Below are 17,548 nucleotides of genomic sequence, written 5' to 3' on the forward strand. Positions count from 1 at the left end.
AAAGCGCAAAGATCGCAGCCCGTGACATCTCCTGATATTTACGTCCTATAGGAGCTGCCGCAGGCTGCGATCTTTTTACGGTTTCAGTGAATCATTTACTTATGCTCGCGCATCACATGCCACACGTCTTTCATGCCATCACCTTTCATTTCTCCAGGCTTTTCGTCCTTCACAAAGGTGTACAGCGGCTTGCCGTCGTAAGCGTATTGCATCGTGCCGTCATCACGCTTGATGACGGTCCATTTGCCCTCGGCCTTGGCACCCGCCGGAGCCATCATTGGCGGCCAGTTTTTAGCGCAATCACCGTTACACATTGACTTGCCGCCAGCGTCCTTGTCGAACGTATAAACGGTCATGCCTTTGTGATCCACCATCATCCCGTCTTTCATCATGGCGGGTTCGGCAGCGAAGGCCATTGTTGGCAAAGCAAGGACAGCGGCCAACATCAAAGCCTTAAGGGAGAACGTGTATTGACTCATGGAAACCTTCCTTTTGTGGTTGTCAGGATTCGGACTTAGAGCTTAGTTCAGGATCATGACAATCGCCGGGCTGCTAAATTGTTGTCACACGACTGCAATAATTCCGTTATCTAATGCGGCGCAAGACAGTTAAATGACAAGAGGATTAAAGGCATGGTTGGCAGGAGCATTCTGATCGTCGACGACGAAGCGCCCATCCGCGAAATGATCGCCGTTGCGTTGGAAATGGCCGGCTATGACTGCCTGGAGGCGGAAAACTCGCAGCAGGCCCATGCCATCATCGTCGACCGCAAGCCGGACCTGATCCTGCTCGACTGGATGCTGCCGGGCACGTCTGGTATCGAACTGGCCCGCCGCCTCAAGCGCGATGAGCTGACCGGGGACATCCCGATCATCATGCTCACGGCCAAGGGCGAAGAGGACAACAAGATTCAGGGCCTGGAAGTCGGCGCCGACGATTACATCACCAAACCGTTTTCACCGCGTGAACTGGTGGCGCGCCTCAAAGCCGTACTGCGCCGCGCCGGCCCGACTGATGGCGAAGCACCGATCGAAGTCGGTGGCCTGCTGCTGGACCCGATCAGCCACCGCGTGACCATCGACGGCAAACCCGCCGAGATGGGCCCGACCGAATACCGCTTGCTGCAATTTTTCATGACTCACCAGGAACGCGCCTACACCCGTGGCCAGTTGCTGGATCAGGTCTGGGGCGGCAACGTCTACGTCGAAGAACGTACCGTCGACGTGCACATCCGTCGCCTGCGCAAAGCCCTCGGCGATGCCTACGAAAATCTGGTACAAACCGTGCGCGGCACCGGTTATCGCTTTTCCACCAAAGCATAGAAGCAGCGGCAAGCTTTAAGCTATAAGCGGCAAGCACAGCCGCTCTAACTTGCGGCTTGCATCTTGAAACTGGAAGCTGCGTTAAGGACGCCCCGTGAACCAAAACTGGCATGGCACCCTGATCCGTCACATGCTGTTGCTGGTCACCGGCTGCCTGGTCATCGGTTTGATGACCGGCTACTACGGCTGGAGCCTAGCGGCAGGATTGGGCATTTACCTGGGCTGGACCCTCAAGCAACTGCTGCGCTTGCACGAATGGCTGCGCCTGCACAAACCCGATGAGGCACCGCCCGACGGTTATGGCTTGTGGGGCGAAGTGTTCGACAGCATCTATCACCTGCAACGCCGTGACCAACGGGTACGCGGGCGCCTGCAAGCGGTGATCGACCGCGTCCAGGAATCCACGGCTGCGCTGAAAGACGCGGTGATCATGCTCGACAGCGACGGTAACCTGGAATGGTGGAACCGCGCCGCCGAAACCCTGCTCGGCCTCAAGACACCGCAAGACAGTGGCCAGCCGGTCACCAACCTGGTGCGCCATCCGCGCTTCAAGGAATATTTCGAGCAGGACACCTACGCCGAGCCGCTGGAAATCCCTTCACCGACCAACGATCGCCTGCGCATTCAGTTGTACATCACCCGTTACGGCAACAACGAACACTTGATGCTGGTGCGCGACGTGACGCGCATCCATCAGCTGGAACAGATGCGCAAAGACTTCATCGCCAACGTTTCCCACGAGTTGCGTACGCCATTGACGGTCATCTGCGGTTACCTGGAAACCTTGCTCGACAACGTCGAGGAAGTGAACCCGCGCTGGACCCGTGCCCTGCAGCAAATGCAGCAGCAAGGGGGACGCATGCAGACCTTGCTCAACGACTTGCTGCTATTGGCCAAACTGGAAGCCACCGATTACCCCTCGGACAACCAGCCCGTGGCCATCGAAGGCTTGCTGCAATCGATCAAGGGCGATGCACAGCAGTTGTCCGGTCAGAAAAACCAGCGCATCACCCTGGAAGCCGATCCGACGATTCTGCTCAAGGGCAGCGAGGCTGAGTTGCGCAGCGCGTTTTCCAATCTGGTGTTCAACGCGGTGAAATACACGCCGGCCGATGGCAACATCCGCATTCGCTGGTGGGGTGACGAGCAAGGTGCGCACCTGAGCGTGCAGGATTCGGGGATCGGTATCGACAGTAAGCACCTGCCGCGCCTGACCGAACGTTTCTACCGCGTCGATTCCAGTCGCAATTCCAACACCGGTGGCACCGGTCTCGGCCTGGCGATTGTCAAACACGTATTGTTACGACATCGCGCGCGGATGGAAATCAGCAGCGTGCCGGGGCATGGCAGCACGTTTACCTGCCATTTCGCGCCGGTCCAGGTCACCAAATCCCGGGTCATCAGTGCTGCTGACTGATACCGGCCAGCACTCCCCCCTAGGCAATCGCCCGGTCAGCCGCTACATTGGCTGACTTGTGCCTGCCTTTCAGGTGCACTTTTTTCTTTCCTTTCGAATACACGGAAACCGCAAAACTCCATCATGGACCCTTCCCCTGGCTTGACCCTCGCGACACTCTTTGCCGACTTCGGCATGATTCTTTTTGCTCTGATCCTGGTTTTGCTCAACGGATTTTTCGTTGCGGCGGAATTTGCCATGGTCAAATTGCGCTCGACCCGGGTCGAGGCCATCGCTGAGAAAAACGGCTGGCGCGGACACATCCTGCGCACCGTTCACAGTCAGCTCGATGCCTACCTGTCGGCGTGCCAGCTGGGTATTACCCTCGCCTCGCTGGGTCTTGGCTGGGTCGGTGAACCCGCGTTCGCACATATTCTGGAACCGATGCTTGAAGCTGTCGGCGTGCAGTCGGCCGAAGTGGTCAAAGGCGTGTCGTTCTTTGCGGCGTTCTTTGTCATCTCGTACCTGCACATCGTCGTCGGCGAACTCGCGCCGAAATCCTGGGCCATCCGCAAACCCGAGTTGCTGTCGCTGTGGACTGCCGTGCCGCTGTACCTGTTCTACTGGGCCATGTACCCGGCGATTTACCTGCTCAACGCCAGCGCCAACACCATCCTGCGGATCGCTGGCCAGGGTGAACCCGGCCCCCATCACGAGCACCACTACAGCCGTGAAGAACTGAAACTGATCCTGCACTCCAGCCGTGGCCAGGACCCGAGCGACCAAGGCATGCGTGTGCTGGCGTCCGCCGTGGAAATGGGCGAGCTGGAAGTGGTCGACTGGGCCAACTCCCGGGAAGACCTGGTGACGCTGGAATTCAACGCACCGCTCAAGGAAATCCTGGCGATGTTCCGTCGCCACAAATTCAGCCGTTATCCGGTGTACGACAGCGACCGTCAGGAGTTCGTCGGCCTGCTGCACATCAAGGATCTGCTGCTGGAACTGGCGGCCCTGGACCACATTCCCGAATCGTTCAACCTCGCCGAGCTGACCCGCCCGCTGGAGCGCGTGTCTCGGCACATGCCGCTGTCGCAGCTGCTGGAGCAGTTCCGCAAGGGCGGCTCGCACTTCGCGCTGGTTGAAGAGGCCGATGGCAACATCATCGGCTACCTGACCATGGAAGACGTGCTGGAAGTGCTGGTCGGCGATATTCAGGACGAACACCGCAAGGCGGAGCGCGGGATCCTCGCCTACCAGCCGGGTAAATTGCTGGTACGCGGTGACACGCCGTTGTTCAAGGTTGAACGCCTGCTGGGCATAGACCTGGACCACGTCGAAGCCGAAACCCTCGCCGGGCTGGTCTACGAAACCCTGAAACGGGTGCCGGAAGAGGAAGAAGTGCTGGAAGTCGAAGGACTGCGGATCATCATCAAGAAGATGAAAGGGCCGAAGATCATTCTGGCCAAGGTGTTGATGCTCGATTGATGCACTGATCCGAAACCGGGTCGACCCCATCGCGAGCAAGCCCGCTCCCACAAGGACGACGTAAACCCTGTGGGAGCGGGCTTGCCCGCGATGGCGTCAGGACAGGCAACCCATCATTGCTTGCCCAACGCAAAGTTGGGCAACGACCCGACCGGTTGATTGAACTGGTACGGAATCGACACCAACCCCAGCCCCGTATTGCGCTGCACCACAAAATGCAGGTGCGGCCCGCTGCTGTTGCCGGTATTGCCCGACAACGCCAGCGCACTGCCCACCGACACTCGCTGCCCTTCTCGAACGCTGACCGAACCTTGCTTGAGGTGCAGGTACACGCCCATGGTTCCGTCATCGTGCAGCACTCGCACGAAGTTGCCCGATGGATCGGTGCCGCGCCCGGTCTGGGCATTCTCGGTTTTCACCACCACTCCGCCCCGCGCCGCAATGATCGGCGTGCCTTCGGGCATGGCAATGTCCATGGCGTAACGATTCTTGGCGCCGAAATGGCTGTATTGGCCATTGGCGCCCTGGCTCAGGCGAAACGGTCCGCCGCGCCAGGGCAATGGGTATCGATAGGCCATGGCGGCGCCTGAGGGATCGCCCAGGGAATATTCGAACCTTGGGGTATACGCCAGCGGTCTTCCAGGCTGCGTCGCCGTGAGCAGCGCCAGACGAAGGTTGCTGCGGGCCGGCATCACCCGACGGATCGGCCGGCTCGGTGCGCCACTGACATTACTCAGCCCGGCGAAACTCAACTCGATCTCGACGGGCGCATACAGATCGTTGCGCACGAACACGCTGTCCGCGCCCTTCTGCTTTTTGATGTCCAGATAAACCTGGCGCTCGAGGTGCTCGTCCATGCGATCTCGAAAAACGAACACCTGGGCGCCCTGGCTGGGGCGGTCGCTGTAGGAGACCACGCCATTGGCGTCTTTGGACTTGTAGATCGTCATGGCCACAGCCGAGGTGGAGGCCATGAAAAGACCACAGAAAAACAGCAGGCGCGCGAGCATGGGCAAAGAGTCTGTCGAGTAAGGCCTGGGAGGAGCCTAGCAGCTGCAATGGACCCGAGTCGTCGGCAGATGTTTCAAATGATCGTTCCCACGCTCTGCGTGAGAATGCAGCAAGGGACGCTCCGCGTCCCACCGAAGCAGACGCGGAGCGTCCCGGGAGGCATTCCCACGCAGAGCGTGGGAACGATCAGCGGTACGGATTATGCGCCCGGTACGAAATGCTTCTGTGCCGTACCACGTGCTATCAAGCGGGAGATGTAATCGAGCTTCTGCGCATCCTGATCGACGAAGCGGAAGGTCAGTTGCAGCCATTCGCTGTCGGGTTTCTGCTCGTGAGCGACGATGGCGTGCAAGTAGCCGTTAAGGCGGGCGGTTTCGGCGTTATCGCCCTGCTCGAGGTCGAGCACGGCGCTGTCGAGCACTTGCGGCAGGGTGTCGGTGCGCTTCACGACCAGCAGTGCTTCCTTGAGACTCAAGGCCTTGATCACGCACTGTTGAATGCCGTTCGGCAGACGCAACTGACCCTGGCCACGACCGCTAGCTGGCGCTGCGGAGGACGCTGCAGGCTTGATCGGCGGGCTATTGAGCAGACCGCGGGATGCAGCAGCCGCCGGGGCCGGGGCTGGCGCGGCGGCGGCCGCAGGTTTGGCGAACGGGTTGACCGGTGCCGCTGCAGGCGCGACTACGGCAGCCTTGCCGCCAGTCAACGCGCTCAGGGAATCGTTGCCGAACGCCGAGTTCATTTTGGTCGGCGCGCCGCTCATCAAGGCGTCCAGCTTGCCGACCTTGTTCAGCGCCTGCTTGACCTTGGTCAGCAGTTGCTCATTGGTGAACGGCTTGCTGACGTAGCCGGAAACGCCGGCCTGAATCGCCTGAACCACGTTCTCCTTGTCGCCACGGCTGGTCACCATCACGAAAGGCATGGTCTTGAGGTTGTCCTGCTCGCGGCACCAGGTCAGCAGTTCCAGGCCAGACATTTCGGGCATTTCCCAGTCGCACAGGACCAGGTCGAACGCTTCCTTGGCCAGCAGGGCCTGAGCTTTTTTGCCGTTGATGGCATCTTCGGTCCGGATACCGGGGAAGTAGTTACGCAGGCACTTCTTTACCAGGTCGCGAATGAATGCCGCATCGTCCACCACCAACACACTGATCTTGCTCATCCACCACCCCTCGAAAAAATCCCGGCAAGCATACCGTCTTACTGATGGCACATTGCCAAAAACCTTCAGTCACGCCGGGACTTTTCGTTCGCGGGTGCTGCGTTTAAAGTCGTCAACCCCATACAAAAACGCCCGGCCAAAGGACCGGGCGTTTTTCTTGGGCAGTCTTACTTATCGTCAGCTTTGCCCGGAACATTAGCGGTTTCGCCGCTTGTGCCTTCAACTTCTTCTTTCATGCGCTTGAGGCCCAGGTGACGCACGTCGGTGCCGCGCACCAGGTAGATCACCAATTCCGAGATGTTGCGCGCGTGGTCGCCGATGCGTTCCAGCGAACGCAGCACCCAGATAATGCTCAAGACCCGCGAGATAGAGCGCGGGTCTTCCATCATGTAAGTGGCGAGCTCGCGCAGCGCGGTCTTGTATTCGCGGTCGATGATTTTGTCGTACTGTGCCACCGACAACGCCAGGTCAGCGTCGAAGCGGGCAAAGGCGTCCAGCGCGTCGCGCACCATGTTGCGCACCTGGTCGCCGATGTGGCGCACCTCGACGTAACCGCGCGGCGCTTCGCCTTCTTCGCACAACTGGATGGCACGGCGGGCGATCTTGGTCGCTTCGTCACCGATACGCTCCAGGTCGATCACCGATTTGGAGATGCTGATGATCAGGCGCAAGTCAGACGCCGCAGGCTGACGACGGGCCAGAATGCGCAGGCATTCTTCGTCGATGTTGCGTTCCATCTGGTTGATCTGGTCATCGATATCACGCACTTGCTGTGCCAGGCCGGAATCGGCCTCGATCAGCGCGGTCACCGCGTCGTTGACTTGCTTTTCCACCAGCCCGCCCATGGCCAGGAGGTGGCTGCGCACTTCCTCAAGCTCGGCGTTGAACTGCGCAGAAATGTGATGGGTAAGGCCTTCTTTACTAATCATCTGTTTCGCTCCGCGAAAGTTGCAAGCTTCAAGCTGCAAGCTTCAAGCAGTTATGTAAGTCCTGATATCGCACCGCTTCTTTCTTGCCGCTTGAAACTTGCGGCTTGCAGCTGTACGGCTAGCCGTACCGCCCTGTGATGTAGTCTTCGGTCTGCTTCTTCGCCGGATTGGTGAACAGGGTGTCGGTGTCGCCGAATTCCACCAGTTTGCCCATGTACATGAACGCCGTGTAGTCAGACACCCGCGCGGCCTGTTGCATGTTGTGGGTCACGATGACGATGGTGAACTTCGATTTCAATTCGTAGATCAGCTCTTCGACTTTCAGTGTGGAGATCGGGTCGAGTGCCGAGCACGGTTCGTCGAGCAGCAGCACTTCCGGCTCCACGGCGATGGTGCGGGCGATTACCAGACGTTGCTGCTGTCCACCGGACAGGCCCAGTGCCGACTCGTGCAGACGGTCTTTGACCTCGTCCCACAATGCTGCGCCTTTCAACGCCCACTCGACGGCTTCATCGAGGATGCGTTTCTTGTTGATGCCCTGGATGCGCAGGCCATAAACCACGTTTTCGTAGATGGTTTTCGGAAACGGGTTCGGCTTCTGGAACACCATGCCGACGCGACGACGCAGTTCAGCCACGTCCTCGCCTTTACGGTAGATGTTGTTACCGTAGAGGTTGATCGCGCCTTCGACACGGCAGCCGTCGACCAGGTCGTTCATGCGGTTGAAGGTGCGCAGCAGCGTGGACTTGCCGCAGCCGGACGGGCCGATGAAGGCGGTCACGCGCTGCTTCGGGATGTTCATGCTGACGTCGTACAGCGCTTGCTTCTCGCCATAGAACAGGCTCAGGCCCGGCACTTCGATGGCCACGGTTTCCTGTTCAAGGCTCAGGCTCTGTTTGTCGCGGCCCAGGGCAGACATGTTGATGCCGTGGGTATGTGTTTCGTGCTGCATGGGGTCTCACTCCGTTCGTAGCTGCAAGCTTCAAGCTGCAAGCTGCAAGTTTTGAGCAAAGGCGGCGAGCAGCATTTTCTTGCCGCTTGTAGCTTGCCGCTCGTGGCTTATCAATCAGCTATCCAGCGCTTTGTACTTCTCGCGCAAGTGGTTACGGATGTAGACGGCCGACAAGTTAAGCGTGGCGATCACCAGCACCAGCAACAACGCCGTGGCGTACACCAGCGGTCGCGCGGCTTCGACGTTCGGGCTCTGGAAGCCGACGTCATAAATATGGAAGCCCAGGTGCATGATCTTCTGGTCCAGGTGCAGGTACGGGTAGTTGCCGTCCACCGGCAGCGACGGCGCCAGTTTCACCACACCGACCAGCATCAGCGGCGCCACTTCACCCGCGGCGCGCGCCACGGCGAGGATCATGCCGGTCATCATCGCCGGGCTAGCCATCGGCAGCACAATCTTCCACAAGGTTTCAGCCTTGGTCGCGCCGAGGGCCAACGAGCCTTCGCGCACAGTGCGGGGAATTCGCGCCAGGCCTTCTTCAGTGGCCACGATCACCACCGGCACCGCCAGCAGCGCCAGGGTCAAGGACGCCCAAAGCAGGCCCGGCGTACCAAAGGTCGGCGCCGGCAAGGCTTCAGGGAAGAACATCCGGTCAACCGAACCACCCAGTACATAGACGAAGAAGCCCAGACCGAACACGCCGTAAACAATGGCAGGAACGCCCGCCAGGTTGTTCACCGCGATACGGATGATCCGGGTCAGCACGTTCTGCTTGGCGTATTCACGCAGGTAAACCGCCGCCAGCACGCCGAACGGGGTCACGATCATCGCCATGATCAAGGTCATCATCACGGTGCCGAAGATCGCCGGGAAGATCCCGCCTTCGGTGTTCGCTTCACGCGGATCGTCGCTGAGGAATTCCCAGACCTTGCTGAAGTAGAAGCCGACCTTGGTGAAGGTGCTCATGGCGTTCGGCTGGTAGGCGTGAACCACTTTGCCGATGCCGATCTCGATCTCTTTGCCGTTCGCATCGCGGGCCGTGAGGCTGTCGCGGTTGAACTGGGCATGCAGGTCGTTCAGGCGTGCTTCGATGTCTTGATAACGAGCATTCAGCTCGGCACGCTCGGACTCCATGTCTGCTTGCGCCGTGGCGTCGAGCTGGCCGGCCAGTTCCAGTTTGCGACCGTGCAGGCGGACCCGCTCCAGACCGGCGTTGATCGCGCCGATGTCAGTTTTTTCCAGGCTCTTGAGCTGTGCGGCCAGCTTGTTCACGCGATCGACACGGGCCTGCAACTCAGGCCATGCGGCTTCGCCTTCAGCGATGACCTTGCCGTCCTGTTTGACGTTGACCAGGTAGCCGTAGAAGTTGCCCCACTCGCGACGCTCGATGGTCATCAGCTCGGGTGGCGTCTTCTGGTTGGTCAGCCACTCGCCGACGATCCAGGTGAAGTCGTTGCCGTTCAGGTCACGGTTACCGACCTTGATCAGCTCGCGGGTCATGAACTCGGGGCCCTGATCGGGCACCGGCAGGCCAGCGGTTTTCAGGCGCTCGCGTGGCACTTCTTCCTTCTGCACCACTTCGCCGATCACCAGGTGATTGGCCTGGCCCGGCACGTCGTAATTGGCGTGCACCAGGTCTGCCGGCCAGAAGTGGCCCAGACCGCGCACGGCAATCACCGCCAGCAAACCAATGGTCATGATGACCGCGATGGACACCGCGCCACCGCTGATCCAGACGCCGGGGGCGCCGCTCTTGAACCATCCTTTCAGGGAGTTCTGTTTCACAGACTTCTACCTTTCTTAAAGCGACGAGTATTTCTTGCGCAGACGCTGACGAATCAGTTCCGCGAGGGTGTTCATGACGAAGGTAAACAACAGCAGCACCAGCGCCGAGAGGAACAGCACGCGGTAATGGCTGCCGCCGACTTCCGACTCCGGCATTTCCACCGCAACGTTGGCCGCCAGGGTGCGCAGGCCTTCGAACAGGTTCATTTCCATGACCGGGGTGTTACCGGTGGCCATCAGCACGATCATGGTTTCCCCGACCGCACGGCCCATGCCGATCATCAGTGCCGAGAAGATCCCCGGGCTGGCGGTGAGGATCACCACGCGAGTCATGGTCTGCCACGGCGTGGCGCCGAGGGCCAGGGAGCCCAGCGTCAGGCCACGAGGCACGCTGAACACGGCGTCTTCGGCGATGGAGTAGATGTTCGGAATCACCGCGAAGCCCATGGCCAGGCCCACTACCAGAGCGTTGCGCTGGTCGTAGGTGATGCCCAGGTCGTGGGAGATCCACATGCGCATGTCGCCACCGAAGAACCAGGTTTCCATGTACGGGCTCATGTACAGCGAGAGCCAGCCCACGAACAGAATCACTGGGATCAGGATCGCGCTTTCCCAGCCATCCGGCACCTTCAGACGGACGGATTCAGGCAAGCGGCTGAAGATGAAACCGGCCACCAGAATGCCGATCGGCACCAGCATCAACAGGCTGAAGATGCCCGGCAAATGCCCTTCTACATACGGCGCGAGGAACAGGCCGGCGAAGAAACCGAGGATCACTGTTGGCATTGCTTCCATCAGCTCGATCACTGGCTTGACCTTGCGGCGCATGCCCGGAGCCATGAAGTAAGCGGTGTAGATCGCCGCAGCAACAGCCAAAGGCGCGGCCAGCAGCATCGCGTAGAACGCGGCTTTCAGCGTACCGAAGGTCAGCGGCGACAGGCTCAGCTTGGGTTCGAAGTCGGTGTTGGCGGCGGTCGATTGCCAGACGTATTTAGGCTCGTCGTAGTTTTCGTACCAGACCTTGCTCCACAACGCGCTCCAGGACACTTCCGGGTGCGGGTTGTCGAGCAACAGCGGTTGAATCTTGCCGCCCGCTTCCACGATCACGCGGTTGGCCCGTGGAGACAGACCGAAGATGCCTTGGCCGTCGACCACCTGATCCACCAGCAGGGTGCGGTGAGCGGTGCTGTGGAATACGCCGAGCTTGCCGGACGCATCGAGGGCGATGAAGCCTTTGCGGCGCTCTTCGGCTGTGATTTCAACGATTGGTGTGGTGCCCATCTGGAAGGTGCGGATCTGCTTCAAACGCAATTCGCCGTCGTGGTCGCGGGCCATGAACCACTGGGCCAGGCCACCCTTGGAGTCGCCAAGGATCAACGAGATACCGCCCACCAGTTGAGTACTGGCGGTGATTTGCGCTTCACCATCTTCGAGTAGCTTGTAGCGACCATTGAGGCTCTTGTCGCGCAGGCTGAATACGTCGGCTTGGGCGCGACCGTTGATTACATACAGCCACTGCTGGCGCGGGTCGACGAAGATGTTTTTCACCGTTTCAGTCATCTGCGGCAGATCGATACGCTTCTGCTCGTTGGTGACTTCGCCGGTCATCATGTTTTCTTCGCTGGTCAGCGACAGCACATTGAGTTGCGCACCAGTGGAACCGACCAGCATCAGCGTCGTATCGGTGGCGTTGAGGCTGACGTGCTCCAGCGCACCACCCGCCTCGTTCAACGCAATCGGGGTTTCGCCGTACGGGTATTCGATGGCCGGCGAAATGGTCTTCTTGCCGTCTGGATAGCTGACTTTATAAGTGTGGCGGAACACCAGGGCCTGGCCGTTGGACAAGCCGACCGCCACCAATGGATGACCTGGCTGGTCTTCAGCGATGGAGGTGACCGTGGTGCCGGCCGGGATCGGCAGATCGACGCGCTTGAGTTCAGCGCCACTGTCGATGTCGAAGAATAATGCCTGGCCCTTTTCGGAAACCCGCATGGCGACCTGGTTCTGCTCTTCCAGCGAGATCATCAACGGCTTGCCGGCGTCTTGCATCCAGGCGGGCGTGATGGCGTCTTTGGCGGTCAAACTGGCACCCTGGAACAGCGGCGCGACAACGTAAGCGAGGAAAAAGAAGATCAGCGTGATCGCACCGAGAACGGCGAGGCCGCCCACGAGGACATACCAGCGGGTCAGGCGATCCTTGAGCGCGCGGATGCGGCGCTTGCGTTGCAGCTCAGGCGTATTGAAGTCAATTCGCTTGGGGGGATTCGTAGTCATGGTGGAATTGGCCAGATCATTCATGCGCACACCCTAGCGATCCTGTATGACAGAAAGATGACAGTGCAGTGACGCAACAAATCCGCCGCCAGCGGGAACTGGCAGAGGATCGGAAATTTGGGGTGCGGGAGCGGGCTTGCTCGCGAAGGGGCCGTCACTTTCAACATTAATGCTGACTGAACCACCGCATTCGCGAGCAAGCCCGCTCCCACATTGAACCCGGGGACTACCCCGGGTTCAGGGCTTTACTTTTTTGCGACTTCAGCGCCGCCTTCCGCCAGACCCAGGTCAGCCAGTGCTTTTGCAGCAACCTTGGCTGGCAGTGGGATGTAGCCGTCTTTCACTACAACTTCCTGGCCCTGTTTGGACAGAACCAGTTTCACGAACTCGGCTTCCAGCGGGGCCAGAGGCTTGTTCGGGGCTTTGTTGACGTAAACGTAGAGGAAGCGCGACAGCGGGTATTTGCCGTTCAGGGCGTTTTCTTCGCTGTCTTCGATGAACTCGGTGCTGCCTTTCTTCGACAGAGCAACGGTTTTCACGCTAGCGGTTTTGTAGCCAATGCCCGAGTAACCGATGCCGTTCAGCGAGGAGCTGATCGACTGCACGACCGAAGCCGAACCCGGTTGTTCGTTGACGTTTGGCTTGTAGTCGCCTTTGCACAGGGCTTCTTCTTTGAAGTAGCCATAGGTGCCGGATACCGAGTTACGACCGAACAGTTGAACCGGCTTGTTGGCCAGGTCGCCGGTCACACCCAGGTCGCCCCAGGTTTTGACTTCGGTTTTAGCGCCGCACAGACGAGTGGACGAGAAGATCGCGTCGACTTGTTCCATGGTCAGGTGCTGGATCGGGTTGTCTTTGTGTACGAAGACGGCCAGGGCGTCCACGGCAACCGGGATAGCGGTTGGCTTGTAGCCGTACTTCTGTTCGAAGGCAGCCAGTTCGGTGTCCTTCATTTTGCGGCTCATCGGGCCCAGGTTAGAGGTGCCTTCAGTCAACGCAGGTGGCGCAGTGGCGGAGCCAGCGGCCTGAATCTGGATGTTTACGTTCGGGTATTCTTTTTTGTAGTTCTCAGCCCACAGGGTCATGAGGTTGGCCAGGGTATCGGAGCCGACGCTGGACAGGTTGCCCGACACACCAGTGGTCTTGGTGTAGCTCGGGATCGACGGGTCAACAGCGGCGAACGCGTTGGCGGTCGCAACGCCAGCAGCGACAAAAGTCATTGCCGCCATCAAACGCTTCAGTTTCATGCCTTACTCCTAGCAGATAGGGTGTGTTAAGTCGGGGCCAAGTATTAGCAGGCCGTGTGAACACTCTATGGCTGAAATATGACAATTGGATGAAAGGCCAGCATTCGGGTTTTTACCGAATAATTCCTGCGCCCCAATCGCCAGCAGGCTAGCCCCCACATTGGAATGCGTTTCAATGTGGGGGCTAGCCTGCTGGCGATTGGGGCCGATACAGCTACAGACAATTTCGGGATCAGCGGCCCTTCTTCCAAAGATACCCACCCACCAGAATCCCGACACCGCAAAGAATCGCCACGTAATATGACGGTCCCATCGGACTTTCCTTAAGCAACAGGCTGACGATCATCGGCGTCAGGCCGCCGAAGATGGCGTAGGCGACGTTGTAGGAAAACGACAGGCCACTGAAACGGACCACAGGCGGGAAGGCTTTGACCATCACGTACGGCACGGCGCCGATGGTGCCGACCAGCAGGCCGGTCAGGGCATATAGCGGGAACAGCCAGTCGGGATGCGCTGCCAGGCTGTGATAGAAGGTCCAGGAGCTGAGCAACAACGCCGCACAGCCAAACACGAAGACCCGTCCTGCGCCGAACCGATCCGACAGTGCGCCGGCAATGATGCAGCCAAAACTCAGGAATACGATCGCCAGGCTATTGGCTTGCAGCGCCGTGGTTGGTGAGAAGTGGTACACCGTCTGCAGCACGGTCGGCGTCATCAGGATCAACACCACGATAGCGGCGGACAGCAGCCAGGTCAGCAGCATGGAAATCAGGATCGCCCCACGATGGTCGCGCAACACCGCACGCAGCGGCACTTCTTCGGCCAGCGCTTTGCGCAGTTGCAGTTCGGCGAACACTGGCGTTTCGTGGAGCCAGCGGCGCAGGTAAACCGAGAACAGACCGAATACGCCGCCCAGCAGGAACGGGATTCGCCAAGCGTAATCCGCCACTTCCACCGGGGTATAAATGCTGTTGATCGCAGTGGCAACCAGCGAGCCCAGCAGGATGCCCGCAGTCAGACCGCTCGTCAGCGTGCCGCAGGCATAGCCGATGTGCCGCTGCGGCACGTGTTCGGAAACGAATACCCACGCACCCGGCACTTCACCGCCAATGGCCGCGCCCTGAATCACCCGCATCAGCAACAACAGGATCGGCGCCCACATGCCGATTTGTGCATACGTCGGCAGCAAACCCATGATCAGAGTCGGCACCGCCATCATGAAGATACTCAACGTGAACATCTTCTTGCGACCCAGCAAGTCGCCGAAGTGGGCCATCACGATGCCCCCCAACGGGCGTGCGAGATAGCCGGCGGCGAAGATGCCGAAGGTCTGCATCAGGCGCAGCCACTCGGGCATGTCGGCGGGGAAGAACAGCTTGCCCACCACCGTGGCGAAGAACACGAAGATGATGAAGTCGTAAAACTCCAGCGCGCCGCCAAGGGCAGACAGCGACAAAGTCTTGTAGTCGTTGCGGGTCAGCGGACGTGCGGGTTGAGCTGGCTGCGCGATGCTCGAGGGCGCTGTGGTCATGGCAAGGGCTTCTCTTATAGTCGGATCTGCAACCCCAACAACGCTGGCGGAGGCTTGGGCAGGTCCGGCACGATAGCAAATTGTTCGAAAAAGCACATAGATGAGCGTATTTGACGGTCAAAATGAGAACCGGACGGTCGTCTCGGAGTCTACCGACCGATATACTCGCAATCCTGGACCTGCTTGTAAGGGGTTGCTGTGCGAAAACGTCGTTGGTAACTGTCAGCCGATTTCGCAGAGTTTCCCTTTAGGCGCCTTACGAAAAACGTGACGAACAGAGCATGTTCGGGGTTGAATCGTTTTTCCTGGAGACGGCTATTCACCTGAAGTACTTATGAAGAGTCACGGGTCAGAGGCACCCCCGGCATGATAGAGCTCGAACAAGAAGATCCAATTCCGCAAGGCGACCTCGCCCTGCAAATCACCGCTCTCCCTCGCGAAACCAACGGCTTTGGCGATATTTTCGGCGGCTGGCTGGTAGCGCAGATGGATTTGGCCGGCACCGCAATGGCGAGCAAAGTCGCTGGCGGGCGCGTTGCGACCGTTGCGATCGATCGCATGGCGTTCCTAGTCCCTGTCGCAGTGGGCGCACAGCTCTCCTTCTATACACAGGCCCTGGAAATCGGCCGCAGCTCGATTCAGATGATGGTCGAAGTGTGGAGCGACGATCCGCTGTCCAGCGAGTGGCGCAAAGTGACAGAAGCCGTATTCGTATTCGTCGCCATCGACGGCAGCGGCCGCACTCGCTCGGTTCCACCACGAGCACGTTAAACGCTGCGACTGTTTTGCGGTCCATTGCAGTCCTGTTAGAGATCGAGAGTTGCCCCATGAGCACGCCCAACGTTGAAGCCGTGAAACTGGATGAACTGAACTGCTGGCGCATCCGCCACGGGCAGGCCGAATTGCTGGTCGCCCAGCAAGGCGCGCACATCCTCAGTTATCAGTTGGCCGGCCAGCCGCCGCTGATCTGGCTCAATGACGAGGCGGTGTTCCAGAACGGCAAGAGCATCCGCGCCGGTGTGCCGGTGTGCTGGCCGTGGTTCGGCAATTTTTCGCGCAACCCGCCGAGCGTCCAGGCCATGCGCGTCAGTCAGGAACCACCGACGGCCCACGGTTTTGTGCGGGCGATGGATTGGGAACTGGGCGGCATCGAAGCCGAGGGCGAGAGCCTGAAAGTGGAATTCATCCTGCCCTACCCCGAAGGCGGCTTCCCGGGCTGGCCACATCAAGTGGATTTGAAGCTGAGCATCCGCCTGGATGAGCAGTTGCACATCAACCTGACCAGCCATAACCAGGGCACGGACAGCGTCACCATCAGCCAGGCGCTGCACAGCTATTTCGCCGTCAGCGATGTTCGCAACGTGCACGTTGAAGGGCTGGATGGCTTGAGCTACATCGAGACGCTGGACGACTGGAAAACCGTCACTCAGCACGGCGATCTGCGGTTTAGCGGCGAGACTGACCGCATCTATCAAAATGTCCCGGCGACACTGAGCATCGTTGATCCGGCCTGGGAACGGCGCATCGAGCTGACCAGCAGCGGATCGCGCTCGGCGGTGATCTGGAACCCGTGGATTGATCGCGCCGCGGCGTTCAGCGACATGGCCGACGATGGCTGGCAGCGCATGCTGTGCATCGAGACGGCAAACGTGATGGATGACGTGGTGACATTGGCGCCGGGTGCCAGCCACACCCTTGGCGTGAGCATCGCCAGCAAATCGCTCTAACACCGTAAAACCAATGTGGGAGCGAGCCTGCTCGCGATGGCGGTATAACAGTCAACATAGATGCTGAATGTTATGGCCACATCGCGAGCAAGCTCGCTCCCACAGTTGTTATGCCAGGCCCACTGGCGTTGTTTACAAATCCGACTCTTTCACCACTCTGACCTTCTCCGCATCCAGCGCATATGCCGCATCCGCCAGATCGTTGTTGACCTTCTCGATCTTCAACGTGCCGGTGACCCACAGCGGGGTGTAGATATCGTTCAGCTTCAACCCTTTCGGATACCGCACCAGCACCAACTGGTTAGGCGGCGGTGGCGGCACGTGGATGCAAGCGCCCGGATAAGGCACGAGGAAGAACAGCGTGCTGCGGCCCTTGGCATCGGACTCCAGCGGCACCGGATACCCGCCGATGCGAATGTTCTTGTCGTTCATCGACGGCACGGTCTTGGTCGAATACATCACCGCCGGCAAGCCTTTGCTCTGCTTCATGCCACCCTTTTGGGTAAAGGTGCCATTGCTTTCGGGGGAGTTGTGATCGATCTCGGGCATGGCCTCAAGAGCTTTCTGATCCGACTTGGGCATCAGTTCGAGCCAGTCGGTTTCCGGCAGTTCGCCAGCTTGGGCCAAACCACTGCCCAGTAAGAGGAGAGTCAACAAAAGACGGCGCATGGAAGTGCTCGGTAATGAAAGGACTGTGTAACGCCGGGCATTCTAGCCCTCCCCGCGCGCC

The 17,548-nt window shown here is 59.4% G+C and carries 15 protein-coding genes; 5 read left to right on the forward strand and 10 right to left on the reverse strand.

Features of this window, described 5'->3' with window-relative positions; all coding sequences use genetic code 11:
• Window positions 1-95: 95 nt before the first annotated feature.
• The gene (locus HNR03_RS13430; RefSeq protein ID WP_222589063.1) at window positions 96-479 is read right to left on the reverse strand and encodes a hypothetical protein; all 384 of its coding nucleotides are present in this window, start codon (window positions 477-479) and stop codon (window positions 96-98) included.
• A 153-nt stretch (window positions 480-632) separates the two neighbouring features.
• Here HNR03_RS13430 and phoB point away from each other — a divergent pair, with 153 nt between their 5' ends.
• The 3 genes from phoB (at window position 633) to HNR03_RS13445 (ending at window position 4,203) form a co-directional block, all read left to right on the forward strand.
• Entirely contained in the window at window positions 633-1,322 is a 690-nt protein-coding gene (gene phoB / locus HNR03_RS13435; protein ID WP_007896474.1) for a phosphate regulon transcriptional regulator PhoB, read from the forward strand.
• 130 nt (window positions 1,323-1,452) lie between these two features.
• The gene (phoR, locus tag HNR03_RS13440; protein ID WP_259154171.1) at window positions 1,453-2,739 is read left to right on the forward strand and encodes a phosphate regulon sensor histidine kinase PhoR; all 1,287 of its coding nucleotides are present in this window, start codon (window positions 1,453-1,455) and stop codon (window positions 2,737-2,739) included.
• 123 nt (window positions 2,740-2,862) lie between these two features.
• Window positions 2,863-4,203, forward strand: coding sequence for a hemolysin family protein (locus tag HNR03_RS13445; protein WP_222589065.1), 1,341 nt, complete (start codon window positions 2,863-2,865; stop codon window positions 4,201-4,203).
• Window positions 4,204-4,316: 113 nt separating this feature from the next.
• Here HNR03_RS13445 and HNR03_RS13450 read toward each other — a convergent pair whose 3' ends face one another.
• The 8 genes from HNR03_RS13450 to HNR03_RS13485 all read right to left on the reverse strand — a co-directional run bounded on the left by HNR03_RS13450 (window position 4,317) and on the right by HNR03_RS13485 (window position 15,091).
• The gene (locus HNR03_RS13450) at window positions 4,317-5,213 is read right to left on the reverse strand and encodes a peptidoglycan DD-metalloendopeptidase family protein (protein ID WP_259154069.1); all 897 of its coding nucleotides are present in this window, start codon (window positions 5,211-5,213) and stop codon (window positions 4,317-4,319) included.
• A gap of 200 nt (window positions 5,214-5,413) precedes the next feature.
• Window positions 5,414-6,373, reverse strand: coding sequence for a response regulator (locus tag HNR03_RS13455; RefSeq protein ID WP_259154070.1), 960 nt, complete (start codon window positions 6,371-6,373; stop codon window positions 5,414-5,416).
• 167 nt (window positions 6,374-6,540) lie between these two features.
• Window positions 6,541-7,302, reverse strand: coding sequence for a phosphate signaling complex protein PhoU (phoU, locus tag HNR03_RS13460; RefSeq protein ID WP_090177873.1), 762 nt, complete (start codon window positions 7,300-7,302; stop codon window positions 6,541-6,543).
• Between the two features lie 118 nt (window positions 7,303-7,420).
• Window positions 7,421-8,254 carry a phosphate ABC transporter ATP-binding protein PstB gene (gene pstB, locus HNR03_RS13465; RefSeq protein WP_027926300.1) on the reverse strand — a complete coding sequence of 278 codons (834 nt, stop codon included), beginning with the start codon at window positions 8,252-8,254 and terminating at the stop codon, window positions 7,421-7,423.
• Window positions 8,255-8,368: 114 nt separating this feature from the next.
• On the reverse strand, window positions 8,369-10,039 hold the full coding sequence (gene pstA / locus HNR03_RS13470; RefSeq protein WP_259154071.1) for a phosphate ABC transporter permease PstA: 1,671 nt from the start codon (window positions 10,037-10,039) through the stop codon (window positions 8,369-8,371).
• A 15-nt stretch (window positions 10,040-10,054) separates the two neighbouring features.
• Window positions 10,055-12,088, reverse strand: a complete 2,034-nt coding sequence (locus HNR03_RS13475) for an ABC transporter permease subunit (RefSeq protein ID WP_222590312.1) — start codon at window positions 12,086-12,088, stop codon at window positions 10,055-10,057.
• A gap of 470 nt (window positions 12,089-12,558) precedes the next feature.
• On the reverse strand, window positions 12,559-13,560 hold the full coding sequence (locus tag HNR03_RS13480; protein ID WP_222589069.1) for a phosphate ABC transporter substrate-binding protein PstS: 1,002 nt from the start codon (window positions 13,558-13,560) through the stop codon (window positions 12,559-12,561).
• A 232-nt stretch (window positions 13,561-13,792) separates the two neighbouring features.
• Window positions 13,793-15,091 carry an MFS transporter gene (locus HNR03_RS13485; RefSeq protein ID WP_259154072.1) on the reverse strand — a complete coding sequence of 433 codons (1,299 nt, stop codon included), beginning with the start codon at window positions 15,089-15,091 and terminating at the stop codon, window positions 13,793-13,795.
• A gap of 366 nt (window positions 15,092-15,457) precedes the next feature.
• Here HNR03_RS13485 and HNR03_RS13490 point away from each other — a divergent pair, with 366 nt between their 5' ends.
• Both HNR03_RS13490 and HNR03_RS13495 read left to right on the forward strand, forming a co-directional pair.
• On the forward strand, window positions 15,458-15,862 hold the full coding sequence (locus HNR03_RS13490) for an acyl-CoA thioesterase (protein ID WP_007896491.1): 405 nt from the start codon (window positions 15,458-15,460) through the stop codon (window positions 15,860-15,862).
• A 56-nt stretch (window positions 15,863-15,918) separates the two neighbouring features.
• Complete coding sequence (locus HNR03_RS13495) at window positions 15,919-16,818, forward strand: D-hexose-6-phosphate mutarotase (protein ID WP_259154073.1); 900 nt, start codon at window positions 15,919-15,921, stop codon at window positions 16,816-16,818.
• A gap of 132 nt (window positions 16,819-16,950) precedes the next feature.
• On the opposite strand, the gene HNR03_RS13500 is transcribed toward HNR03_RS13495, so the two are convergent.
• Window positions 16,951-17,487, reverse strand: a complete 537-nt coding sequence (locus HNR03_RS13500) for a DUF3299 domain-containing protein (RefSeq protein WP_259154074.1) — start codon at window positions 17,485-17,487, stop codon at window positions 16,951-16,953.
• Window positions 17,488-17,548 lie beyond the last annotated feature (61 nt).

It is taken from the genome of Pseudomonas sp. JAI111 (assembly GCF_024809425.1).
Classification (GTDB): domain Bacteria; phylum Pseudomonadota; class Gammaproteobacteria; order Pseudomonadales; family Pseudomonadaceae; genus Aquipseudomonas.